Annotated in this window: 18 protein-coding genes; 10 read left to right on the forward strand and 8 right to left on the reverse strand. The window is 58.9% G+C overall.

Features of this window, described 5'->3' with window-relative positions; translation table 11 throughout:
• Window positions 1–23: 23 nt before the first annotated feature.
• Together fadA and fadB are read right to left on the reverse strand one after the other, a co-directional pair.
• Complete coding sequence (fadA, locus tag AD668_RS17090; protein WP_053160736.1) at window positions 24–1,199, reverse strand: acetyl-CoA C-acyltransferase FadA; 1,176 nt, start codon at window positions 1,197–1,199, stop codon at window positions 24–26.
• Window positions 1,200–1,228: 29 nt separating this feature from the next.
• Window positions 1,229–3,376 (reverse strand): fatty acid oxidation complex subunit alpha FadB, encoded by a 2,148-nt coding sequence (fadB, locus tag AD668_RS17095; protein ID WP_053160737.1) that lies wholly within the window; start codon window positions 3,374–3,376, stop codon window positions 1,229–1,231.
• 387 nt (window positions 3,377–3,763) lie between these two features.
• On the opposite strand from fadB, the gene AD668_RS17100 reads away from it, so the two are divergent.
• Window positions 3,764–3,979 (forward strand): hypothetical protein, encoded by a 216-nt coding sequence (locus AD668_RS17100; RefSeq protein ID WP_053160738.1) that lies wholly within the window; start codon window positions 3,764–3,766, stop codon window positions 3,977–3,979.
• Here the strand turns inward: AD668_RS17100 and AD668_RS17105 are convergent.
• Complete coding sequence (locus AD668_RS17105; RefSeq protein WP_053160739.1) at window positions 3,971–4,408, reverse strand: hypothetical protein; 438 nt, start codon at window positions 4,406–4,408, stop codon at window positions 3,971–3,973. The two genes, AD668_RS17100 and AD668_RS17105, sit on opposite strands and share 9 nt — an antisense overlap.
• A 104-nt stretch (window positions 4,409–4,512) precedes the next feature.
• On the opposite strand from AD668_RS17105, the gene AD668_RS17110 reads away from it, so the two are divergent.
• Entirely contained in the window at window positions 4,513–4,953 is a 441-nt protein-coding gene (locus tag AD668_RS17110) for a universal stress protein (RefSeq protein WP_053160740.1), read from the forward strand.
• Between the two features lie 81 nt (window positions 4,954–5,034).
• On the opposite strand, the gene AD668_RS17115 is transcribed toward AD668_RS17110, so the two are convergent.
• Window positions 5,035–6,951: an ATP-binding cassette domain-containing protein gene (locus tag AD668_RS17115; RefSeq protein ID WP_053160741.1), complete on the reverse strand. Its 1,917-nt coding sequence runs from the start codon at window positions 6,949–6,951 to the stop codon at window positions 5,035–5,037.
• 213 nt (window positions 6,952–7,164) lie between these two features.
• Here AD668_RS17115 and AD668_RS17120 point away from each other — a divergent pair, with 213 nt between their 5' ends.
• Window positions 7,165–9,096, forward strand: a complete 1,932-nt coding sequence (locus tag AD668_RS17120) for a transglycosylase SLT domain-containing protein (RefSeq protein WP_053160742.1) — start codon at window positions 7,165–7,167, stop codon at window positions 9,094–9,096.
• 139 nt (window positions 9,097–9,235) lie between these two features.
• Here AD668_RS17120 and AD668_RS17125 read toward each other — a convergent pair whose 3' ends face one another.
• Window positions 9,236–11,023 carry an ABC transporter transmembrane domain-containing protein gene (locus AD668_RS17125; RefSeq protein WP_172681834.1) on the reverse strand — a complete coding sequence of 596 codons (1,788 nt, stop codon included), beginning with the start codon at window positions 11,021–11,023 and terminating at the stop codon, window positions 9,236–9,238.
• A 244-nt stretch (window positions 11,024–11,267) separates the two neighbouring features.
• Here AD668_RS17125 and AD668_RS17130 point away from each other — a divergent pair, with 244 nt between their 5' ends.
• On the forward strand, window positions 11,268–11,447 hold the full coding sequence (locus AD668_RS17130; protein WP_053160743.1) for a PA1571 family protein: 180 nt from the start codon (window positions 11,268–11,270) through the stop codon (window positions 11,445–11,447).
• Window positions 11,448–11,541: 94 nt separating this feature from the next.
• Here the strand turns inward: AD668_RS17130 and pdxB are convergent, their stop codons facing one another.
• Entirely contained in the window at window positions 11,542–12,684 is a 1,143-nt protein-coding gene (pdxB, locus tag AD668_RS17135; protein WP_053160744.1) for a 4-phosphoerythronate dehydrogenase PdxB, read from the reverse strand.
• A 292-nt stretch (window positions 12,685–12,976) separates the two neighbouring features.
• On the opposite strand from pdxB, the gene AD668_RS17140 reads away from it, so the two are divergent.
• Window positions 12,977–14,386: an MATE family efflux transporter gene (locus tag AD668_RS17140; RefSeq protein WP_053161335.1), complete on the forward strand. Its 1,410-nt coding sequence runs from the start codon at window positions 12,977–12,979 to the stop codon at window positions 14,384–14,386.
• 43 nt (window positions 14,387–14,429) lie between these two features.
• Here the strand turns inward: AD668_RS17140 and tusA are convergent, their stop codons facing one another.
• Window positions 14,430–14,681, reverse strand: a complete 252-nt coding sequence (tusA, locus tag AD668_RS17145) for a sulfurtransferase TusA (protein ID WP_053160745.1) — start codon at window positions 14,679–14,681, stop codon at window positions 14,430–14,432.
• A gap of 182 nt (window positions 14,682–14,863) precedes the next feature.
• Window positions 14,864–15,937, reverse strand: coding sequence for a 23S rRNA (cytidine(2498)-2'-O)-methyltransferase RlmM (gene rlmM / locus AD668_RS17150; RefSeq protein WP_053160746.1), 1,074 nt, complete (start codon window positions 15,935–15,937; stop codon window positions 14,864–14,866).
• 222 nt (window positions 15,938–16,159) lie between these two features.
• Between rlmM and acnA the strand changes: the two genes are divergently transcribed.
• The 5 genes from acnA to AD668_RS17175 all read left to right on the forward strand — a co-directional run bounded on the left by acnA (window position 16,160) and on the right by AD668_RS17175 (window position 23,210).
• Complete coding sequence (gene acnA, locus AD668_RS17155) at window positions 16,160–18,901, forward strand: aconitate hydratase AcnA (RefSeq protein ID WP_053160747.1); 2,742 nt, start codon at window positions 16,160–16,162, stop codon at window positions 18,899–18,901.
• A gap of 661 nt (window positions 18,902–19,562) precedes the next feature.
• A complete protein-coding gene (locus tag AD668_RS17160; RefSeq protein ID WP_053160748.1) occupies window positions 19,563–20,354 on the forward strand; it encodes a CPBP family intramembrane glutamic endopeptidase in 792 nt (263 codons plus the stop codon).
• 240 nt (window positions 20,355–20,594) lie between these two features.
• Entirely contained in the window at window positions 20,595–21,389 is a 795-nt protein-coding gene (locus AD668_RS17165; RefSeq protein WP_082344502.1) for an ABC transporter permease, read from the forward strand.
• A 13-nt stretch (window positions 21,390–21,402) separates the two neighbouring features.
• Window positions 21,403–22,056 carry an ABC transporter ATP-binding protein gene (locus AD668_RS17170; protein WP_053160749.1) on the forward strand — a complete coding sequence of 218 codons (654 nt, stop codon included), beginning with the start codon at window positions 21,403–21,405 and terminating at the stop codon, window positions 22,054–22,056.
• 47 nt (window positions 22,057–22,103) lie between these two features.
• Window positions 22,104–23,210 carry an ABC transporter permease gene (locus tag AD668_RS17175; RefSeq protein ID WP_053160750.1) on the forward strand — a complete coding sequence of 369 codons (1,107 nt, stop codon included), beginning with the start codon at window positions 22,104–22,106 and terminating at the stop codon, window positions 23,208–23,210.
• Window positions 23,211–23,226: the final 16 nt, after the last annotated feature.

Below are 23,226 nucleotides of genomic sequence, written 5' to 3' on the forward strand. Positions count from 1 at the left end.
CCCGGCTTCCATCGACGAGACGCTTAAACGCGTTCGAAGACGGTGGAGATGCCTTGGCCGAGACCAATGCACATGGTGGCTACCCCGAAGGTACCGCCATTTTGCTTCATCACGTTGAGCAACGTGCCGGAGATACGGGCACCAGAGCAACCGAACGGGTGACCCAGAGCAATCGCGCCGCCGTGCAGGTTAACCTTCTCGTTCATCTTGTCGAGCACTTTCAGATCTTTCAGCACTGGCAGGGCCTGTGCGGCGAAAGCTTCGTTGAGCTCGAAGAAGTCGATATCGGAGATACCGAGACCCGCACGCTTCAGTGCTTTTTGTGTAGCCGGTACTGGACCATAGCCCATGATCGCCGGATCCACACCCGCCACTGCCATCGAACGAATCACCGCCAGAGGCTGGATACCCAGGTCCTGTGCGCGCTGCGCCGACATCACGATCATGCACGAAGCACCATCGGTGATCTGCGACGATGTACCGGCTGTCACAGTGCCGCCCTTTGGATTGAATGCCGGCTTCAGAGCCGCCAGACTTTCCAGGGTAGTTTCCGGACGAATGGTTTCGTCGTAGTCGAAGGTTTTCAGGAAACCGTTCTCGTCATAGCCCTGCATCGGGATGATTTCGTCTTTGAACTTGCCTTCCACGGTCGCCTTGTGGGCGAGTTGGTGGGAGCGCACGCCGAAAGCGTCCTGCTGTTCGCGAGTGATGCCGTGCATTTTGCCCAGCATTTCAGCGGTCAGGCCCATCATGCCCGAGGCTTTCGCCGCGTACAGGGACATGTGCGGGTTCGGATCGACACCATGCATCATGCTCACGTGACCCATATGCTCGACGCCGCCAACCACGAAAACGTCACCGTTGCCGGTCATGATCGCTTGCGCAGCAGTGTGCAACGCGCTCATCGACGAGCCACACAGACGGCTGACGGTCTGGCCGGCCGAGGTGTGCGGGATCTGGGTCATCAGCGACGCCATGCGGGCGATGTTCCAGCCCTGCTCCAGGGTCTGGTTCACACAGCCCCAGATCACGTCTTCGACTTCGCTCGGGTCGACCTTGACGTTGCGTTCCAGCAATTTGCTGATCAGGTGCGCCGACATGTCTTCGGCGCGGGTGTTGCGGTGCATGCCGCCTTTGGAGCGGCCCATCGGAGTACGACCGAAGTCGACAATCACGACGTCTCTAGGATTCAAGCTCATAAGTTCACTCTCACTCTAGTTGGGGGCGCTTAACCGAAGAAGCTCTGGCCGTTTTTGGCCATTTCGCGCAGCTTCGCGGTCGGGTGGTACAGCGCGCCCAAATCAGCGTACTGGTCAGCCAGGGCAACGAACTCGGCAACACCGAGCGAGTCGATGTAGCGCAGCGCGCCGCCACGGAATGGAGGGAAACCAATACCGTAGACCAGACCCATGTCGGCTTCGGCAGCGGTTTCGACGATGCCGTCTTCCAGGCAACGCACGGTTTCCAGGCACAGCGGGATCATCATCCAGTTGATGATGTCTTCGTCAGTGACTTCGCGCTGCTCGTAAACGATCGGCTTGAGCACTTCCAGCACCGAAGGATCGGCGACTTTCTTCTGCTTGCCGCGTTTGTCGGTCTCGTAGGCGTAGAAGCCCTTGCCGTTCTTCTGGCCCAGGCGCTTGGCTTCGTAGAGCACGTCAACGGCCGAACGACGGTCGTCCTTCATGCGGTCCGGGAAGCCTTCAGCCATCACGTCACGACCGTGGTGACCGGTGTCGATGCCAACCACGTCCATCAGGTACGCCGGGCCCATTGGCCAGCCGAATTTTTCCATGATCTTGTCGATGCGCACGAAGTCCACACCGGCGCTGACCAGCTTGGCGAAACCGCCGAAGTACGGGAACAGCACGCGGTTGACCAGGAAGCCCGGGCAGTCGTTGACGACGATCGGGTTCTTGCCCATTTTCTTGGCGTAGGCAACGGTGGTGGCAACCGCCAGCTCGCTGGACTTCTCGCCACGGATCACTTCCACCAGCGGCATCATGTGCACCGGGTTGAAGAAGTGCATGCCGACGAAGTTTTCCGGACGCTTGAGGGCCTTGGCCAACAAGGTGATGGAAATGGTCGAGGTGTTGGACGCGAGAATGGTGTCCTCTTTGACCTTGTCTTCGACTTCGGCCAGCACCGCTTGCTTGACCTTAGGGTTCTCGACGACCGCTTCAACCACCAGGTCCACGTGACCGAAATCGCCGTAGGACAGGGTAGGACGAATGCCGTTGAGCACTTCAGCCATTTTCGCGGCGGTCATGCGGCCTTTGTCAACGCGGCCGACCAGCAGCTTGGCGGCTTCAGCCAGACCCTGCTCGATACCGGCTTCGTTGATGTCCTTCATCAGGATCGGCGTGCCTTTGGAAGCCGACTGATACGCAATACCGCCGCCCATGATGCCGGCGCCCAATACGGCAGCCTGCTTCACGTCCTTGGCGATTTCGTCGTAGGCCTTGGCCTTTTTCTTCAGTTCCTGATCGTTCAGGAACAGGCCGATCAAGCTCTGCGCGGCAGAGGTCTTGGCCAGTTTCACGAAACCGGCAGCTTCGATTTCCAGCGCTTTTTCGCGACCGAAGTTCGCAGCTTTCTGGATGGTCTTGATCGCTTCAACCGGCGCCGGGTAGTTCGGGCCGGCCTGGCCAGCCACGAAGCCTTTGGCGGTTTCGAAAGCCATCATTTGTTCGATGGCGTTCAGCTTCAGCTTTTCCAGCTTCGGCTGGCGCTTGGCCTTGTAGTCGAACTCACCGGAGATGGCGCGCTTGACCAGCTCCAACGCCGCGTCCTGCAGTTTTTCAGGCGCAACGACTGCATCGACAGCGCCGACTTTCAGCGCGTCTTCAGGACGGTTTTCCTTGCCGGCGGCGATCCACTCGATCGCGTTGTCGGCACCGATCAGGCGCGGCAAACGCACGGTGCCACCGAAGCCCGGGTAGATGCCCAGTTTGACTTCCGGCAGACCGATCTTGGCCTTGGTGGACATGACGCGGTAATCCGCGGCCAGGCACATTTCCAGACCGCCACCCAACGCGATGCCATTGATGGCAACAACGGTTGGAACGTTGAGGTCTTCGAAATCGCTGAAAATCTTGTTGGCTTCGAGGTTGCCAGCAACAAGCTCTGCATCCGGCAGCTTGAAGTTGTCGACAAATTCGGTGATGTCGGCACCGACGATGAATACGTCCTTGCCACTGCTGACGATCACGCCCTTGATCGAAGCATCTGCCTTGATGGTGTCCACGGCCTGACGCAATTCGTTCAGGGTTAGACGGTTGAACTTGTTGACGGACTCACCCTTGAGGTCGAACTTCAGTTCGACGATGCCACTTTCAAGAGCCTTAACCGTGATGGCTTTACCTTCGTAAATCATCAACTGATCTCCACGATATGGAAGCTGAACAGTACACGTCGGACGCAGGTAAACGGCTCGGCAGGGACGTTAAACGTCGATGCTACGCCCATTTACCCGACACACCCGCCAACGCGATAGTCGGGATTCTGTAGGAGCGGTCTGAAATACAAACGCTCAATTCATACGCCCGTTTGATTTGGGTACGTCACCTTCACGGAATTTCCGACAATTGTCAATCGCCCGAAACGCGGGTTGAAACACGACTTTGCGGTCAGATCCGTAATACGAAGACTTTAAACATGCATGAGCATGGGAAATCATTCATAGGATCAATTATTAGAAAAGTCGCCCTAATTAGCTGCAGCCTGCGTTTAACAAGCTACGCTGGGAAACCAAGGGAAAAATGTGAACGCTTTGGCGAATGCCCAGCGCAAGATCAGCCCTAACCGTTTTACCGGCCTGCCTGGCCAACCCAGCCCGATGATTTTGTCGGGCTTTTTATTGCCTGATGTTTTTTACTGCTTACCTGTAGGAGCTGCCGAAGGCTGCGATCTTTTGATTTTGATTTCTTACAAACAAGATCAAAAGATCGCAGCCTTCCGGGGGCCGGTGTCAGGCTAATGCCTTGAGGGTCGCATCGATCTGTTGCAAAACCTCTGCCTCGCCCTTCTCGCCCCAATACAACGCGATCATCTGCTTGTCCGCTTCGACTTTGTAGACATTGCCTGGCAATTTTTCGAAATGATTGAGCAACGCCTGGTCTTCGCAGATTTCCTGCCACTGATTGACCCACACACCCGGTGATTTTTGCCAGTATGTCCAGCACGCCGGCTGACTGCCACGACGCGGCCGATGGTACTGGGCACAGGGGCTTGGCGGCTCCTGACTGAGCCAGTGCGGCCATTCCTGAGGCGCCAGTTGCATGGCCAGACCAATGCGTCGCGCCTCCATCCGCAGGGCGATGCGCCCGCTCTGTACACGCGACGGTCGCAACCATGCCAGCGGGCTGAGCACCACCAACAGGATTGACACCACTATCCAGACCGTCATATCTGTACTCCCGATTCTTGATGAGCACATTGGGTCACTTTGAAACCAATGCGCTTGAAACCAGCCATACTTACCAATATTGCAATCCTCAGGAGGAGCACCTCATGCCCTACAACCATATACTGGTCGCTGTAGATCTAACCGAAGAGTGCGACCCTGTAATCCACCGTGCTCGCGAGCTATCGGTGAGCAGCGGTGCAAAATTGTCGCTGGTGCACATCGTCGAGCCCATGGCCATGGCCTTTGGTGGCGATGTACCAATGGACCTGTCACAACTGCAACAACAGCAGTTCGACCAGGCCAAGGAGCGCCTTGACCGACTGATCGTGAAGTATCCGGAGCTTTCCAGGGAATACAGCCACCTGACTTACGGTCAGCCACGCCAGGAGATTCACCATCTGGCCAAGGAACAGACCTGCGACCTGATCGTGGTGGGCAGCCATGGCCGTCACGGCCTGGCGCTGCTACTGGGCTCCACCGCCAATGACGTGCTGCACGGCGCGCCTTGCGATGTGTTGGCGGTGCGCCTGCAAAACAAAAGCTGATCACACACAAACCTGCGGCAGCTCCTACGAAAAGCCCGGCGCTCATCACTGAACGCCGGGCTTTTCTTGTTACCGGATCATTCAGGCATCCAGCTCTGCCCAACGCTCGACCATCACGTCGAGTTCAGCCTGCAATTGCGCCAGCTGAGCAATCACGGCTGCGGTTTCGGTCGCAGGGCGCAGATAGAAACCAGCATCCGCCATTTGCGCTTCGACCGCAGCAATCTGCTGCTCCATGGCTTCGATCTGAACCGGCAAGGCTTCCAGCTCACGCTGCAACTTGTAGCTGAGCTTTTTCTTTGCAGGTGCTTCAACCACTGCCGCGACTGGCGCAGGCTCGGCCTTTACCACCGCAGAGTTCAAGTCGGCCTTGCCGGACTTGCTCTCGGTCACGCCCAGCAGACGCGGCGAGCCGCCCTGACGCAGCCAGTCCTGATAACCACCGACGTATTCGCGAACCTTGCCTTCGCCTTCAAAGACCAGGGTGCTGGTGACCACGTTGTCGAGGAATGCCCGGTCGTGGCTGACCATCAGTACGGTGCCGTTGAAGGTCAGCAAGACCTCCTCGAGCAGTTCGAGGGTTTCCACGTCGAGGTCGTTGGTCGGTTCGTCGAGCACCAGCAGGTTCGCCGGCTTGCTGAACAGCTTGGCCAGCAACAGACGGGCGCGCTCGCCACCGGACAGCGCCTTGACCGGCGTGCGGGCACGCTGCGGGCTGAACAGGAAGTCACCGAGGTAGCTGAGCACGTGGCGGCTCTGGCCGTCGATATCGATGAAGTCGCGACCTTCGGCGACGTTGTCGATGACGGTCTTTTCCAGATCCAGCTGATGGCGCAACTGGTCGAAGTAGGCCACGTCGATCTTCGTGCCCTCTTCCACCTTGCCGCTTGTAGGCTGCAGGCCGCTGAGCATCAGTTTCAACAATGTGGTCTTGCCGGTGCCGTTGGCGCCAAGCAGACCGATGCGGTCGCCGCGCTGCAAGACCATCGAGAAATCCTTGATCAGGAACGGGCCGCCCGGGTGAGCAAAGCTCACGTTCTCGAGCACCATCACCTGCTTGCCGGATTTGTCGGCGGTATCCAGCTGAATGTTGGCCTTGCCGGTACGCTCACGACGCTCGCTGCGCTCAACACGCAAAGCCTTGAGTGCACGGACGCGACCTTCGTTACGGGTCCGACGGGCCTTGATGCCCTGGCGAATCCACACCTCTTCCTGGGCCAGGCGCTTGTCGAACAGCGCGTTGGCCGTGGCTTCAGCGGCGAGTTCGGCCTCTTTGTGCACAAGGAAACTGGCGTAGTCGCCGTTCCAGTCGATCAGGCCGCCGCGGTCCAGTTCGAGGATGCGGGTCGCGAGGTTTTGCAGGAACGAACGGTCGTGCGTGATGAACAGCACGGCGCCCTGGAAATCCTTCAGCGCTTCTTCGAGCCAGGCGATGGCACCGATGTCCAGGTGGTTGGTCGGTTCGTCGAGCAGCAACAGGTCCGGTTCGGAAACCAGGGCCTGTGCCAGCAGGACGCGGCGACGCCAACCACCGGACAACTCGGCGAGGGTCTTGTCCGCCGGCAATTGCAGGCGGCTCAAAGTGCTGTCGACCAGCGTCTGCAGGCGCCAGCCGTCACGGGCTTCGAGGTCGTGCTGGACGTGCATCAGCTTGTCCAGGTCGGCGTCGGTGACGCAGTTCTGGCTCAGGTGATGATATTCGGCGAGCAAGGCGCCGACCCCGTCCAGGCCTTCGGCAACCACGTCGAACACCGTCCGCTCGTCGGCCACCGGCAATTCTTGCGGCAATTCGCCAATCTTGAGACCAGGTGCGCGCCAAACGGAGCCGTCATCCGGCTTCTGGTCGCCCTTGACGAGCTTCATCATGCTGGACTTGCCAGTGCCGTTGCGGCCGATGATGCACACCCGCTCTCCACGGGCGATCTGCCAGGACACCTTGTCCAACAACGGCATAGCGCCGAAAGCAAGGGACACATCGCTGAATTTGAGCAGGGTCATGAGCTTCTCCAAAAACCGGGCGCGCATTCTACCTGAATTGAGGCTTCATAAGGCCGGCTATTTCGCTCTCGTAGCACTCTGAATGACAAATGTTGCGAACTTGGGCAGACAAGCCAGCAAACCTTTCGCCGGCTGCTGGCAAAAGGCTAAGCTACAGATAATTCAGTGCGGGCCTGCCCCGCACTTGTCATGTTTTCTCTGCCTGGACGTCTCATGCGCAGTCGCCTTTTCAAAATCCTGTCCTGCCTTTTACTGTCAGCCACTGCGATTCAATCCGCCCAGGCGGTGGACCTGTCCACCCAACGCAGGTATTACGATGAAGCCAAGCGCGCCCTGGCCAAAGGCGATACCGGGCCGTATTTCCGCTACAACCAGGCCTTGGCCGACTATCCGCTGGAACCGTACCTGGCCTATGACGAACTGACAGCGCGCCTGAAAACCGCGAGCAACGCCGAAATCGAGAAATTTCTTGCCGAGCACGGCGACCTGCCGCAAGCCAACTGGATGAAACTGCGCTGGTTGCGCTGGCTGGCCGATCGAGGTGACTGGGCGACCTTCGTCAAGTACTACGATCCGAAAATGAATTTCACTGAACTGGACTGCCTGAACGCACAGTACCAGATCAGCCACAACCTCAAGTCCGAAGGTTACGCCAACGCCAACAAGCTCTGGCTGACCGGTAAATCACAACCCGAAGCTTGCGATACGCTGTTTGGCATGTGGGCCGCCGACGGTCAGTTGACCGAGCAAAAACGCTGGGAGCGCGTAAAGCTCGCGGCCCAGGCGCGCAATTATCCGCTGGCCAACAGCCTGGTCAACGGGCTGAGCAGCACCCTCGAATCTCGTGGTCGCTTGCTGATCGATGTGGCGCAGAAACCGGAACTGCTCAACCAGCCGTCGCGCTTCACACCGGCCGATGAAGCAATGTCCGATGTCGTCAGCCTCGGCCTGCGCCGCCTCGCCCGCCAGGACCCGGACAGGGCCATGAACCTGCTCGACGGCTACGCGAGCAGCATGCATTTCTCCCGGGATGAAAAAGTCGCGATCGCCAGGGAAATCGGACTGACCCTCGCCAAACGTTTCGACAGTCGCGCCCTGAACCTGATGACCCAGTACGATCCGGAACTGCGCGACAATACAGTTTCCGAATGGCGCCTGCGCCTGCTCCTGCGTCTGGCGCACTGGGACGATGCCTATCAATTGACCCGCCGTGTTCCGCAGGAGTTGGCGACGACCAATCGCTGGCGCTACTGGCAGGCCCGGAGCCTGGAACTGGCGCAACCGCAGAACCCGGAACCCCAGACCCTTTATCGAAGCGTGGCACGTGAGCGCGACTTTTATGGCTTCCTCGCCGCTGATCGTTCGCAGTCTCCGTACTCGCTGAACAATAAGCCGCTGGTGATGAGCCAGGCGCTGATCAACAAGGTGCGCAACACCCCCGGCATACGTCGCGCCCTGGAGTTCCACGCTCGCGGGCAGATCGTCGACGGTCGCCGCGAGTGGTATCACGTCAGCCGCCACTTCAACCGTGACGAAATGGTTGCCCAGGCGAAACTGGCTTACGACCTGAAATGGTATTTCCCGGCCATTCGCACCATCAGTCAGGCGCAGTATTGGGACGATCTGGACATACGTTTTCCCATGGCCCACCGCAACACCCTGGTGCGTGAAGCGAAGAATCGAGGCCTGCACCCGAGCTGGGCGTTCGCCATCACCCGTCAGGAAAGCGCGTTTATGGAAGACGCCCGCTCCGGTGTCGGCGCTTCGGGTCTGATGCAACTGATGCCCGCCACCGCCAAGGAAACCGCGCGCAAGTTCAGCATTCCGTACAGCTCGCCACAGCAACTGTTCGACCCGGACAAGAATATCCAGCTCGGCGCTGCGTACCTGAGCCAGGTGCATAGCCAGTTCAACGGCAACCGTGTCCTCGCCTCCGCCGCCTACAACGCCGGCCCTGGCCGCGTGCGCCAATGGCTGCGCGGTGCCGATCATTTGAGTTTCGACGTGTGGGTGGAAAGCATTCCGTTCGACGAAACCCGCCAGTACGTGCAAAACGTATTGTCGTACTCGGTAATCTATGGCGAGAAGCTCAACTCACCGCAGCCGATCGTGGATTGGCATGAGCGGTATTTTGATGATCAATGACCGGTTGATGCAGGAGCTGCAGCAGGCTGCGATCTTTTGATCCTCGCGCTTTCAACATTTCAACAAAAATGCCCGCATCGTTTGATGCGGGCATTTTTGTTGCGAGTGCAGATCAAAAGATCGCAGCCTGCGGCAGCTCCTACGGGTGGATGTGCAATTGGGCTTTGCCATCGGAAAACTGCAACGCCGCCAACCGCGCATACAGCGCATTACTTTCAAGAAGTTCCTGATGAGTGCCCACCGCCACCAGCTTCCCTTGATCCATCACTGCGATGCGGTCGGCGTTCTTTACCGTGGCCAGGCGATGGGCGATGACCAGGGTGGTGCGGTTTTTCATCAGGCTTGGCAGGGCTTGCTGAATCAGGTGTTCGCTCTGGGCATCGAGCGCACTGGTGGCTTCATCGAGCAACAGGATCGGCGCATCCACCAGTAGCGCCCGCGCAATGGCCAGGCGCTGGCGCTGGCCGCCGGACAAACCGAGCCCGCCATCACCCAGATGGGTCTGATAACCGTTGGGCATGGCCTCGATGAAATCGTGGGCGTAGGCAATTTTTGCCGCTTCCTGAACCTCGGCCAAAGTCGCCGCCGGGTTGCCGTAGCGGATGTTCTCTTCGATGCTGCCGAAAAACAGTGCCGGGGTTTGCGATACCAGTGCAAAGCAGCGACGCAGGTCCAGCGGATCGAGCCGGGTCAGCGGCGTGCCATCGAGCAGGATGCGTCCCTCAACGGGGTCGTAAAAACGTAGCAACAGGTCATACACCGTCGACTTGCCGGCACCCGACGGCCCGACCAGCGCAAGGGTCTCACCGGCGCTGATCGCCAGGTTCAAGCCATCGACGGCATAGCTTTCGGGGCGCGACGGGTAGGAAAAGCGCACATCCTGCAGCATCAGGTCACCCCTCACCCGTTCGGGCAAGGTCACCCGATCGGTCGCTGGCGGCTGGATGATGTTTTCCGCGCGCAGCAACTCGGCGATCCGCTCTGCCGCCCCGGCTGCGCGCTGCAACTCGCCGATCACTTCACTCAAGGTACCGAATGCACTGCCGACGATCAGGCTGTAAAAGACAAACGCCGCCAGCTCCCCCGCCGAAATTCGCCCGGCAATAACATCCATGCCACCGACCCAAAGCATCACCCCGACCGCGCCCAACACCAACACAATCACCAGGGTGATCAGCCAGGCCCGCTGAAAAATGCGTTTTCGCGCGGTGTCGAATGCCTCTTCCACCGTCACGGCAAAACGACGTTCGTCCTGGGACTGATGGTTATAGGCCTGCACGGTCTTGATCTGTCCGAGGGTTTCGGACACATAGCTGCCGATATCGGCAATCCGGTCCTGGCTCAGTCGCGACAGGTTGCGTACGCGACGACCGAAAATCAGGATCGGCGCGATCACCAGCGGCAAGGCAACTACCACGATACTGGTGAGCTTGGGATTGGTGACAAACAGCAGAATGATCCCGCCGATGACCATCAACAAATTGCGTAAAAACAGCGACAGTGAAGAGCCGATGACCGATTGCAACAACGTGGTGTCAGCGGTCAGCCGCGACTGGATTTCAGAGCTGCGATTGTCTTCGTAGAAACCCGGGTGCAGGTAAATCAGATGATTGAACACCTTGCTGCGGATGTCGGCGACACAGCGTTCGCCAATCCACGACACCAGGTAAAAACGCGCAAACGTGCCAATCGCCAACCCTATCACCAAGAGCATGAACAAACCGATGGACTGGTTTAGCTGGTGCGGCGACTGCGTCATGAACCCTTGATCCACCAACAGGCGAATGCCCTGCCCCATGGACAGAGTGATGCCAGCGGTCACGATCAGTGCGAGCAATGCGCCGAGCGCGTGCCAGCGATACGGGGCGATGAAACGACTGGCCAGGCGAATTGCGCGGCGGCGACGGGTAGAGAGCATCGCAATCATCCAGAAGTAATCAATAGGCCCAGCCTACACCGCCCAATGATCGGCCCGGTGTAAATCACAATGAGTCAGGTTAATTATGTCCGGCAAGACTACCTGCTAGACGCTATTGGTCTAAAGTTCGGCTAGCCAGATGAAAGCAATTCTGGTGGACTGTTATTGCCACCTCGAAGATCGCAGGGAGTTGTCACAGCCCGGTCACCTGGTGGTTCTAAAGTAGGCACACAACCTGATGAGGAGACAGGCCATGTCCTTGCAAAACAGCAGCGATGACAAGATTCAAGTGATCCGCACACAGCCAGACCAGTCTCTGGGTTGCTCGATTATTGATGAGGATGGCCGCGAAGTACCGATCACTGAAAACATGGTCCAGCAAGCGTGCAACGAACTGCAAAAGCGATTGGTCAAGCCTGCCGAACAAGAGTGATATAGCCACCGTCTTCTTGACCCGGCCCTGGTTGGCCGGGTTTTTTATGCCTGTTTATCCAGGTCTGTGGCGCGCCCTTCGCTAGCAGGCTCGATCAGATTGCCACCGCCCCCAACGCCGCCACGATCTTCTGCAATTCAGGCGACTCACCGTCGATCCGCACCTGCAATCCATCGATTTCACGCCGCGACGGATAATGCTTGCGCAGCACGTCAAACGCCGCACGCTGCTCGCCGACACTGCCTACAAGGCTACGGCGGAAATCAGCATCGTCGCGGCGTGGGTCGTACACGCCCCGGCACAACATCGCCAATGCCCAAGCCGGATCGCTTTGCGCATTCAAGGTAACGTGCGACAACCACGGTGCTGGCAACAAATCGCTCAGGCGGACCTTGGCCGACTGCCCGAGGAAGTCGCAAAACGCCTGGTAGATCTGCGCTGTGCCGCGTTGTTTGCCATCGAGGCTGTAACCGGCAATGTGCGGCGTTGCCAGTACGCACAGTTCGGCCAGCGCCAGGTCGACCTCGGGCTCGCCCTCCCAGACGTCCAGCACCGCTTGCAGGTCTTCACGCTCCAGCAACACTTCACGCAGTACCGCGTTATTCACCACCGGACCGCGACTGGCGTTGATCAGCCAGGTGCCGGAACGCAGCTGGTTCAGGCGCTTTTCATCAAACAGATGCCAGGTCGAGTGCGCGCCCTGCTTGGTCAACGGCGTGTGCAGGCTGATCACATCGCATTCAGCGACGATCTGTTCAAGGCTGACGTAATCCGCACCCTCGGCGACCTGCCGAGGCGGGTCGCAGACCAGCACTTTCCAGCCCAGTCCTTGCAGGACCTTGACCAATCGCCCACCCACCTCACCGGCGCCAACCACGCCGTATGTGCGACGGGTCAGGTCGGCACCTTCGATTTCGGCCAGGGTCAGCAGGCTGCCGAGCACGTAGTCGACCACGCCCCGGGCATTGCAACCCGGAGCGCTGGACCAGGTGATGCCGGCCTGCTCAAAGTACTTCAGATCCAGATGATCGGTGCCGATAGTACAGGTGCCGACAAAACGCACCTTGCTGCCTTCCAGTAACGCGCGGTTGACGTTGGTCACCGAGCGAACCAGCAACACGTCGGCCTGTTCGACGGTGGCACGGTCGATGGAGCGCCCCGGCAACCGGCGGATTTCACCGAAACCTTCGAAAAAGGCATCGAGCAGGGGAATATTTTCGTCGGCAACAATCAGCATGGCAGGCTCCTTTGGGGGACCGGCAGTGTAGGCGCAGATGGCCATCCTGAGCCAGTAGGCTTTGCGCCTCCCTCTGGGCGACGAAGCGGCCCCGGATCGCCCACTGCATTCCTGCAGGCACACCCTGCATCCTGAAAGCGACTGCTTCGCAGTCGAACCGGGGCAAGCCCCCTCACCACAACGATCGGCTTCCAATTTCAATTACAAATCCGCAACACGGGTCTTTTCCTGACCGGCGCGTCAACGCGTAGAATGCGCGCCTGTGCATCAAAACCTTCTGGACGTCTTGCTATTGAACCCTGCAACTCAAAATACCGTCGCCATCGACACCCCGCGTACGACGCCCGTTCGCCAGGAACTCAAAGGCCTGCTGAGCCTGGCTCTGCCCATCATGATCGCGCAACTGGCCACCACGGCCATGGGCTTCGTCGATGCGGTCATGGCCGGACGCGTGAGCCCACGGGACCTGGCCTCTGTGGCGCTGGGCAACTCGATCTGGATACCGGTTTATCTGCTGATGTCCGGTGTTTTGTTGGCCACCACCCCCAAGGTCGCACAACGCTTTGGCGCCGGGCAGTTTGACGAAATCGGCCCACTGGTTCGCCAGGCGATGTGGCTCGCGCTGTATGTCGGGTTGATCGGCAGTGGCCTGCTGCTGGCCGCCGAACCGATCCTGCACTGGATGAAAGTCGATCCACAATTGATCGAGCCAAGCATGGGTTACCTGGACGGTATCGCCTTCGGCCTGCCGGGCATGGCCTTCTATTACGTACTGCGCTGCTACAGCGACGGCATGGGTCGTACCCGCCCCAGCATGGTCATCGGTTTGTGCGGGCTGCTGCTGAACATCCCGCTGAACTACACGTTGATCTATGGCCATTTCGGCGCACCAGCGCTCGGCGGCGTCGGTTGCGGCTGGGCCAGTGGCATCGTGATGTGGTTCATGGCGTTGAGCATGGCAGCCTGGACGTTCTGGGCGCCCTTCTATGCCCGCACCCGTGTGCTGGTGCGTTTCGACCGCCCGAAGTGGTCGGTGATCAAGCGCTTGGTCAGCATTGGCCTGCCGATCGGTATCGCCGTCTTCGCCGAGTCCAGCATTTTTGCGGTCATCGCCCTGCTGATCGGCAGCCTCGGCTCGACCGTAGTGGCCGGGCACCAGATCGCCCTGAATATCAGCTCGCTGCTGTTCATGATTCCTTACTCGCTGGGTATGGCGGTGACGGTGCGGGTCGGCCAGGCATTGGGAGCTGGAAACCCGTATCAGGCACGCTTCGCGGCGAAGGTCGGACTCGGCGCAGCGCTAGTGTTTGCAGCGTTTTCAGCGACGCTGATCCTGTGTCTGCGTGAACCCATCGCCTCGATCTACACGCCCGACAAGAACGTGATCCAGATAGCGTCGATGTTGATTGTGTACGCCGCGCTATATCAGTTTTCCGATGCCATTCAGGTGATTTGCGCGGGCGCGCTGCGTGGCTACCAGGACACGCGAGTGACCATGATCCTGACCTTGTTCGCCTATTGGGGCATCGGCCTGCCGGTCGGTTACGTACTGGGTCTGACCGATTGGTTCGGTCCGGCGAGCGGCCCGAACGGGCTGTGGGAAGGGTTGATCGCCGGCCTGAGTTGCGCGGCGTTGATGCTGTCGATTCGCCTGACGCGCAGTGCGCGCAAGCGGATCCGCCTCAGCCAACACTCGGCGTGATCGCAAAAAGAAGACCTGCTTTCGCAGGTCTTTTTTGTTTCCACTAAACAGACTTCTTGCGAATCCAGTAGAGGAAGGTGCCCGCCTCTTCGTGCTGCGCCACCAGTTCATGGTCGAGAAACACACAGAACTTGGGGATGTCGCGACGGGTCGACGGGTCAGTGGCGATCACCTTGAGCAGACCGCCAGGGACCAGATCGCGGACGTGCTGGTGCAGCATCATCACCGGTTCCGGGCAGTTGAGGCCGGTGGCGTCCAAGGTGCCGTCTACCGGCGTATCAAGCATTTCACTCATGATTCACTCCTGAAACTGTCCAGCATTGTCGCGCATTGGCGGGTACTCGGTCATCTCTGGCATAAGGTCGGCTTTTGTAGGAGCCGGCTTGCCAGCGAAGGCGTATTGGCAGACACCACCCTGCCAAATGTGCCACCGTCATCGCCAGCAAGCCGGCTCCTACGGGTTATGCATTTTATCGTTCAGCGGGATTTTGGCTTCTTCACGTCAAGCCGGCGCAGGTGACAGGTGACTTCTTCGCGGTCATGGTACAGCTGCTTGCAACCGATCTCGACCCGAATGCCCCGTGCCTTGAAACCGTCGGCAATCCGTTCCAGCAAGCGCTTCACCTCGGCATAACGCTGCTTCATCGGCAGCTTGAGGTTAACCACCGCTTCGCGGCAATGCCCGTCGCCGATCCACTCTTCGAGCATCGCGGCATTGCGCGCCGGTTTCTCGACGATGTCGCAGACCATCCAGTCCACCGGTTGCTTGGGCTTGAAGGTGAAACCGTCGGCCATCAAGTGCTGTACCAGTCCCGTGTCCATAAGGCTTTCGGCCATCGGTCCGTTATCGATGGCAGTGACCAGCATGCCGCGGTTGACCAGTTGCCAGGTCCAGCCACCCGGCGCGGCACCGAGATCGACACCGGTCATGTCGCTATGCAGACGTTCGTCCCACTGATCACGCGGAATGAAATGGTGCCACGCTTCCTCCAGCTTGAGCGTCGAACGGCTCGGCGCCTCACGCGGGAACTTCAAACGCGGGATACCCATCGGCCACATCGCCGAGTTGTTCGACTCCGCCAGCCCCATGAACACTTCACGGCCACTTTTGAAAGTCAGCAACAGGCGTGGCTTGTGCGCGTCTTCCACCAGTTTGCCGGCGGCCATCAGCGCTTTACGCAGGTGCACTTCGAATTTCTTGCAGAAGTTCGACAGCTCTTTGCCATCGTTGGTATCGACCATCTCCAGCCACAGGCTGCCGCACAACGGAAAGTCCGCCATATGGGCGAGGATCACGCTGATACGGTCGGTTTCCGGCAGATCGATGAAGATCCCCCGGGCCCACTGGCGCGGGAAGATGAGATCGGCGAAACGCTGGCCGCGCATCAGGCGCTCGGCGCCGTCTTCTTCGGTGCAGACAAATTCGGCGCAGGCACTGGCGGTTTTCGCCTTGGCATAACCGGCCACGTTCAAGCGCGCGGCGAGGTCGGAAATCTCGGAACAGACTTCACCTTCGAAGCCCGGCCGGCAATGCATAAAAAGGGTGTTCATTCTTACTCCTGGGCAATGGCGACGAATTTCAGCCACTGCGCGATGCCCAGACTTGCGTTGAAGCAAAGCCTGTCATGAAAACCCGCGCATGATAGCCGAGTTCGGAACCTTGAACTTGCCCATAGAGTCCAGTTATTAGCCAGCTACCGAAAACAGGGCTAGGTTTAATGCTCTGCCCGTCCCCTCAGTCCGTAGCCGTGCGGACTCACAGGAGTGATCGTAATGCCGTCCGTTAATAGTTTGAAAACGCTCAAGACCCTGCAAGTCGACGACAAGACCTACCACTATTTCAGTCTGCCCGAAGCTGCCAAAAGCCTGGGCGATCTGGACAGGTTACCGATGTCACTGAAAGTGCTGCTGGAAAATCTGCTGCGTTGGGAAGACGAAAAAACCGTCACCGGTGCCGACCTCAAGGCGATTGCCGCCTGGCTCAAGGAGCGTCGCTCCGACCGAGAAATCCAGTACCGCCCGGCGCGAGTCCTGATGCAAGACTTCACCGGCGTGCCCGCCGTGGTCGACCTGGCCGCCATGCGTGCGGCGATGGCCAAGGCTGGCGGCGATCCCCAGCGGATCAACCCGCTCTCCCCCGTCGACCTGGTGATCGACCACTCGGTGATGGTCGACAAGTTTGCCACCAGCAGCGCCTTTGAGCAGAACGTCGACATTGAAATGCAGCGCAACGGCGAACGTTATGCCTTTCTGCGCTGGGGCCAAAGTGCTTTCGATAATTTCAGCGTGGTGCCACCGGGCACCGGCATCTGCCATCAGGTCAATCTGGAATACCTGGGGCGCACGGTGTGGACCAAGGACGAGGATGGCCGTACCTATGCGTTTCCCGACACGCTGGTCGGCACCGACTCCCACACCACCATGATCAACGGCCTCGGCGTACTCGGCTGGGGCGTCGGCGGTATCGAGGCGGAGGCGGCGATGCTCGGGCAACCGGTGTCGATGCTGATTCCGGAAGTGATCGGTTTCAAGCTCACCGGCAAACTGAAGGAAGGCATCACCGCCACCGACCTTGTACTGACGGTGACGCAGATGCTGCGCAAAAAAGGCGTGGTGGGGAAGTTCGTCGAGTTCTTCGGTGATGGCCTCGCCGACCTGCCGCTGGCCGACCGTGCAACCATCGCCAACATGGCTCCGGAATATGGCGCCACCTGCGGCTTCTTCCCGGTGGACGAGGTGACCCTGGGCTACCTGCGCCTGTCCGGCCGCCCCGACGCCACGGTGAAACTGGTCGAGGCCTACAGCAAGGCCCAAGGCCTGTGGCGTATCGCGGGACAGGAACCGGTGTTCACCGACAGCCTCGCGCTGGACATGGCCAGCGTCGAAGCGAGCCTGGCCGGGCCGAAACGTCCACAGGACCGCGTGTCGCTACCCAACGTCGCCCAAGCCTTCAGCGACTTCATCGACCTGCAATTCAAGCCCACCAGCAAGGAAGAAGGTCGACTCGAAAGCGAGGGCGGCGGCGGTGTCGCCGTAGGCAACGCGGATCTCGCCGGCGAAGCGGATTACAACTACGACGGCCAGACCTATCGCCTGAAAAACGGTGCCGTGGTCATCGCCGCGATCACCTCCTGCACCAATACCTCGAACCCGAGCGTGATGATGGCCGCCGGCCTGGTGGCGAAGAAAGCCGTGGAAAAGGGCCTCAAGCGCAAGCCATGGGTGAAAAGCTCACTGGCGCCCGGCTCGAAAGTCGTCACCGACTACTACAAGGCCGCCGGCCTCACGCACTACCTCGATGAACTGGGTTTTGCCCTGGTCGGTTACGGCTGCACCACGTGTATCGGCAACTCGGGACCATTGCCTGAGCCGATCGAAAAAGCCATCCAGCAAGCCGACCTCACCGTGGCATCGGTGCTGTCGGGCAACCGAAACTTCGAAGGCCGCGTGCATCCATTGGTCAAAACCAACTGGCTGGCCTCCCCGCCGTTGGTGGTGGCCTATGCGCTGGCAGGGACGGTGCGGATCGACATCAGCCGCGAGCCCCTGGGCGAAGACAATGAGGGCAACCCGGTTTACCTGAAGGACATCTGGCCGAGCAGCCAGGAAATCGCCGACGCGGTGAACCAGGTCAACACCGCCATGTTCCACAAGGAATACGCCGAAGTGTTTGCCGGTGACGAACAATGGCAAGCGATCAAAGTCCCACAGGCGGCGACCTATGTCTGGCAGGACGATTCGACCTATATCCAGCATCCGCCGTTCTTCGACGACATCGGTGGCCCACCGCCCGTGGTCAGGGACGTCTCCGGGGCGCGGATTCTCGCATTGCTTGGCGACTCGGTAACCACCGACCACATCTCCCCGGCCGGCAACATCAAGGCCGACAGCCCGGCAGGGCAATACCTGCGCGACAAGGGTGTTGAGCCTCGGGACTTCAACTCCTATGGCTCGCGGCGTGGCAACCATGAAGTCATGATGCGCGGCACCTTTGCCAACATCCGCATTCGCAACGAAATGCTCGGCGGTGAGGAAGGCGGTAATACCTTCTACATCCCGACCATGGAAAAGATGCCGATCTACGACGCCGCCATGCGTTATCAGGCCGCGGGCACACCCCTGGTGGTGATCGCCGGCCAGGAATATGGCACCGGTTCAAGCCGCGACTGGGCCGCCAAGGGCACCAATCTGCTGGGAGTCAAAGCCGTCATCGCCGAAAGCTTCGAGCGGATCCACCGCTCCAACCTGGTGGGCATGGGCGTGCTGCCGTTGCAGTTCAAGCTCGACCAGAACCGCAAGAGCCTGAACCTGACTGGCCGGGAAACCCTGGACATCCTCGGCTTGACCGGCGTCGAACTGACACCGCGGATGAACCTGACACTGGTGATCACACGCGAGAACGGCAGCCAGGAGAAAATCGAGGTGCTGTGCCGGATTGATACGCTCAATGAAGTGGAGTACTTCAAGTCGGGAGGAATATTGCATTACGTGTTGCGACAGCTGATTGCATCCTGACCGGGAAGCGCCCCACTGCCCCCTGTAGGAGCAAGCTTGCTCGCGATGCCTTCAAGAACGCCGCCTACAGTCAGGCAGCACGCGTAATCGTTCACGACCATCGCGAACAGGCTCGCTCCTACAGGGGGATACATCGGTGCCCCACCTAACTGATGCTGCCCACTGACTGTAGGAGCAAGCTTGCTCGCGATGCACTCAAAAGCGCCGCGTTCAGTCAGGCCGCACGCGTAAACGTTCACGACGATGATGTGCAGGCTCGCGCCGACAGAGGCCGTACGTTAGTTGGAGTAACACATCCGTGTGTTTGAAACTCACGACAGGAAGCAACAGGACTTTGCACGACGGCGGCTAGTACTCGGTATCGCCTTCAATTTTGAAATGGTGAGCCCAACCCTGTATCGAAGTAACAAGAACCATCAACGGCAGCAGCATCAACAATGTCACGGCAATTACGGGCCAAGTAGTCATGTGCGTTCCCTGATTCAGGATGATCCGGCAGCGCGCCTTTCGAATGAACGTCAGGCACCTATAAACGTAGTCACAGGTTTGGTTCTACACATTTCATGTTAAGGAAAAAAGTCAGCGACCTTGTTGCTGACTCACGGGTATATCTGCCTAAATGCCCCACTAAAGGTGCCCCACCAGTCAATTCGGATGACCCATGCTCGTAATGCCCTGGCCATACCTCACCTTACTCTCGGCCGGCTATGTGCTTGCGCTCACCTACGGAGAACTCACGGCCCAGGCCAGCATTGCAATCATTCTCCTGCTGCTCGCCGGTTTTTCCGTCCGCCAACAAAACATCCGCTACGTCCGCTATTTCGGCCACGCCCTGTTTATCCTCCTGGCACTCACCCTGGCCTTCCATATATGGCCAGGTTTCTACAATGCCAGAATGATCGACCACGAACGCTTCACCGACAACGCAGCCCCCTTCACGATGAACCTCAACCTCGACAAACCGCTGATCGGCTTCTGGTTGTTGCTCGTGTGTCCCTGGATCAACGGCCGTCATTCATTGCTGCAAACCGTCAAGGCAAGCACCGGCGCCTTGAGCCTGACGGCAATCGTCACCCTGGGGGGCGCCTGCCTGCTGGGGATCGTCGAGTTTTCGCCGAAATGGCCCGATCAGGCCTGGCTGTGGATGAACAACAACCTGCTGCTGGTGACATTAGTAGAAGAAGCGCTGTTTCGTGGCTATCTGCAGGGTGGCCTGAGTCGGCGCTTCAAACACCTGCAACACGGTGAGAATCTGGCCTTGCTGATTGCCTCACTGCTGTTCGGCCTGGTTCATTGGGGAGCTGGCTGGGAGTGGGTATTGCTGGCTACCCTGGCAGGCGTCGGTTATGGAATGGCTTATCGGTTCGGTGGCCTGGCGGCGGCCATTGCCACCCACTTCGGCTTGAACCTGCTGCATTTCGGATTGTTCACCTATCCAATGCTCGCCAGTTAAATCGTTGCGCGCTCGAACAAACCGAAAATTCTCCAAGGGATCAGACACCTACAAAATGCCCTGAGTTTTGGCAGAACCCACCGATTATCGGCAGGGAACCATGCGGCTTGACTCTTGTCTGGCCCAGCGTTTAACCTCCCGCCCCACGAATGGAAGCACTCTGTCACACATCGACAGAAAGTCCTCTGAAAATGAATTCAAGCAACGCGTTTATCGCGCCGTTGTGCTGTGCGGTAAATCATGCTTAAGCCCCGCTCTCCCCTGCAAATCAAAAAATCCGTCATTTTTGCCTTGGTCCTGCGTGAAGCACGCTCGCGTTTTGGCCAGCGACGGATGGGGGCTATCTGGACGCTGATCGAGCCCATTTGCCACCTGCTGATAATAAGTGTGGTGTTTGCCATCATTCGTGGCCGATCGGTGCCCGGACTCGAATATCCGGTTTTCGTATTGGTAGGTCTCACCCCCTTCTTGCTATTTCGTAACACCGCGTTGCGCCTGATGAATAGCCCCAAGGAAAACCGCTCGCTGTTTGCCTATAAACAGATCAAGCCCCTCGACACCTTTATCGCTCGTGTACTGGTGGAATTCAGTATTTCCGCGACCGTCTACGTCATTCTGATGTTTGGCTTCGCCTGGTACGGCTTCGACATGTCGATCAAATCGCCCATCGAGTGGATGCTGATTATCCTGCTGGGTCTGCTGTTTTCCTTTGGCCTGGGCATGCTGCTGTCGCTGATCGCCCACGCCATGCCCAGTAGCACGCTCTTTATACGGATGATGTTTTTCCCGCTGTATTTCATGTCGGGCGTGCTCATCCCCGCCTCCTACCTACCACACGCCATGTTGCCCGTGCTGCTGCTCAATCCTTTCCTGCACCTGCTGGAATTGATTCGCGCCGAGGTATTCCCGCACTACGTGCCAGTCGACGGTGTGTCGCTGAACTACGTGATCGCGTTCACCCTGGTCTTGCTCTTCGTGTCCCTGGGTACTTATCGGGTTCGTCGATTGCATTTGATCTCCACCAAGAACGGCTAACCGCAGGCTTCCAGTGTTCGAGCTCAGAAATATCACCAAGTCGTACCTGACCCCCAAAGGGCGTCGCCACGTGTTTCGCGACCTGTCGCTGAAGCTCCCCCCTGGCAAAAACATCGGCCTGATCGGCCGCAATGGCGCCGGCAAGTCGACCTTGATGCGCCTGCTGGGCGGCGCCGACGTGCCGGACTCCGGCACCATCGTCACCGACAAGAGCGTTTCCTGGCCCGTGGGCCTGTCCGGTGGTTTCCAAGGCAGCATGAGCGGCCGTGAAAACATCAAGTTCGTCAGCCGGGTCTATGGCGCCGAAGGCGACGCCATGCGCCAGAAAGTTGCTTACGTTCAAGACTTCGCCGAGATCGGTGACTGGATCGATGAGCCGGTCAAGACCTATTCCTCCGGCATGCGCTCGCGCCTGGCTTTCGGCCTGAGCATGGCCTTCGACTTCGACTACTACCTGATCGACGAAGTGATGTCGGTGGGGGACGCGCAATTCAAGCGCAAGTGCGCCGAAGTTTTCAAAGCGCGCCTGCAGAAATCCAAGGTGGTGCTGGTCTCCCACAACATGCCCGAAATCAAGAAGCTCTGTGACGTCGTGCTGCTGGTGCGCGATGGCGGGGTGCAGATCTATGACGATGTCGATGAAGGCATCAAGGCCTACAACACCTGATCGCCTGACCGTGGCGTGACAGTTTCATTTCAAGGATACGAGTGCATATGAGCAGTACGGGTAAATTCAAAGGCTGGCGCCTGACGCTGGGGCTGATCGTGCTACCGATGGTCCTGGCCGTCGTCTACTACAGCTTTTTCGCTGTGGATCGCTATGTCAGCTCCGCGCAGGTGGTCGTTCGCCAGGATGGCAACAACCCTGCTGCCCAGATGCCCGGCCTGGGCATGCTGATCAGCGGCACCAATCCGGCGTCCCGGGAAGAAACCCTCTACCTGCGCGAATACATCGTCTCGATGGACATGATGCAGCTGCTGGAGGACCGCCTGCACTGGGTCGAGCAATACAGCAAGCAACGCAATGACCCGTTCTTCTGGCTGGATGCCGACACCAGGCGCGAGGATCTGCTCGAGTACTACCAGAGCATGGTCTCGGCGCACTACGACGAAACCACCGGCCTGTTGAAAGTCGAAGTACAGGCGTTCAGCCCGGAACTGGCCGAGCAGATGGTCAAGACCATTCTGGAAGCCAGCGAACACTTCGTGAACGAAGTTTCCCACAGCATCGCCCGCGAGCAAATGCGCTTCGCCCAAGTCGAACTGGAAGGCGCGAAAAAGAACTACACCCAACGCAAGGAAGAGCTGCTGTCCTTCCAGAACCGCAACAAGGTCCTGGACGGTAAAAGCTCGGCCCAGGGCCGCGCCAGCATCATCGACACCCTCGAAGGCGAGCACTCCAAAGAACGCGCCGTGCTCACCCAGATGCTCTACAAGCTTCGCCCGGATTCACCTCAGGTCAAGCAACAGCAGCAGCGCGTGAACGCCATTCGCGAACAGCTGAATGCCGAAAAACGCTTGCTGGTGTCTGCACCCGATGGCGAGCAACTCAACGTCGTCGCCTCGCGCTTCCAGCAACTGACGCTGGATGCGGGCATCGCCGAAGAAACCTACAAGACCGCCGTTTCCGCACTCGACAACGCCCGTATCGAAGCCAGCAAGAAAATCCGCACCCTGGTCACCGTCGTCAGCCCGAACACCCCACAGATGGCCACATACCCAGAGCGCCTCTACAACCTGGCGACCATCTTCCTGGCCCTGCTGCTGCTCTACGGTATCACCCGCTTCCTAATTGCATCGATCGAGGATCATCGTGATTAAATCCATTCCTGGCCTG

The sequence above is a fragment of the Pseudomonas sp. P1.8 genome, assembly GCF_001269805.1.
Classification (GTDB): Bacteria; Pseudomonadota; Gammaproteobacteria; order Pseudomonadales; family Pseudomonadaceae; genus Aquipseudomonas.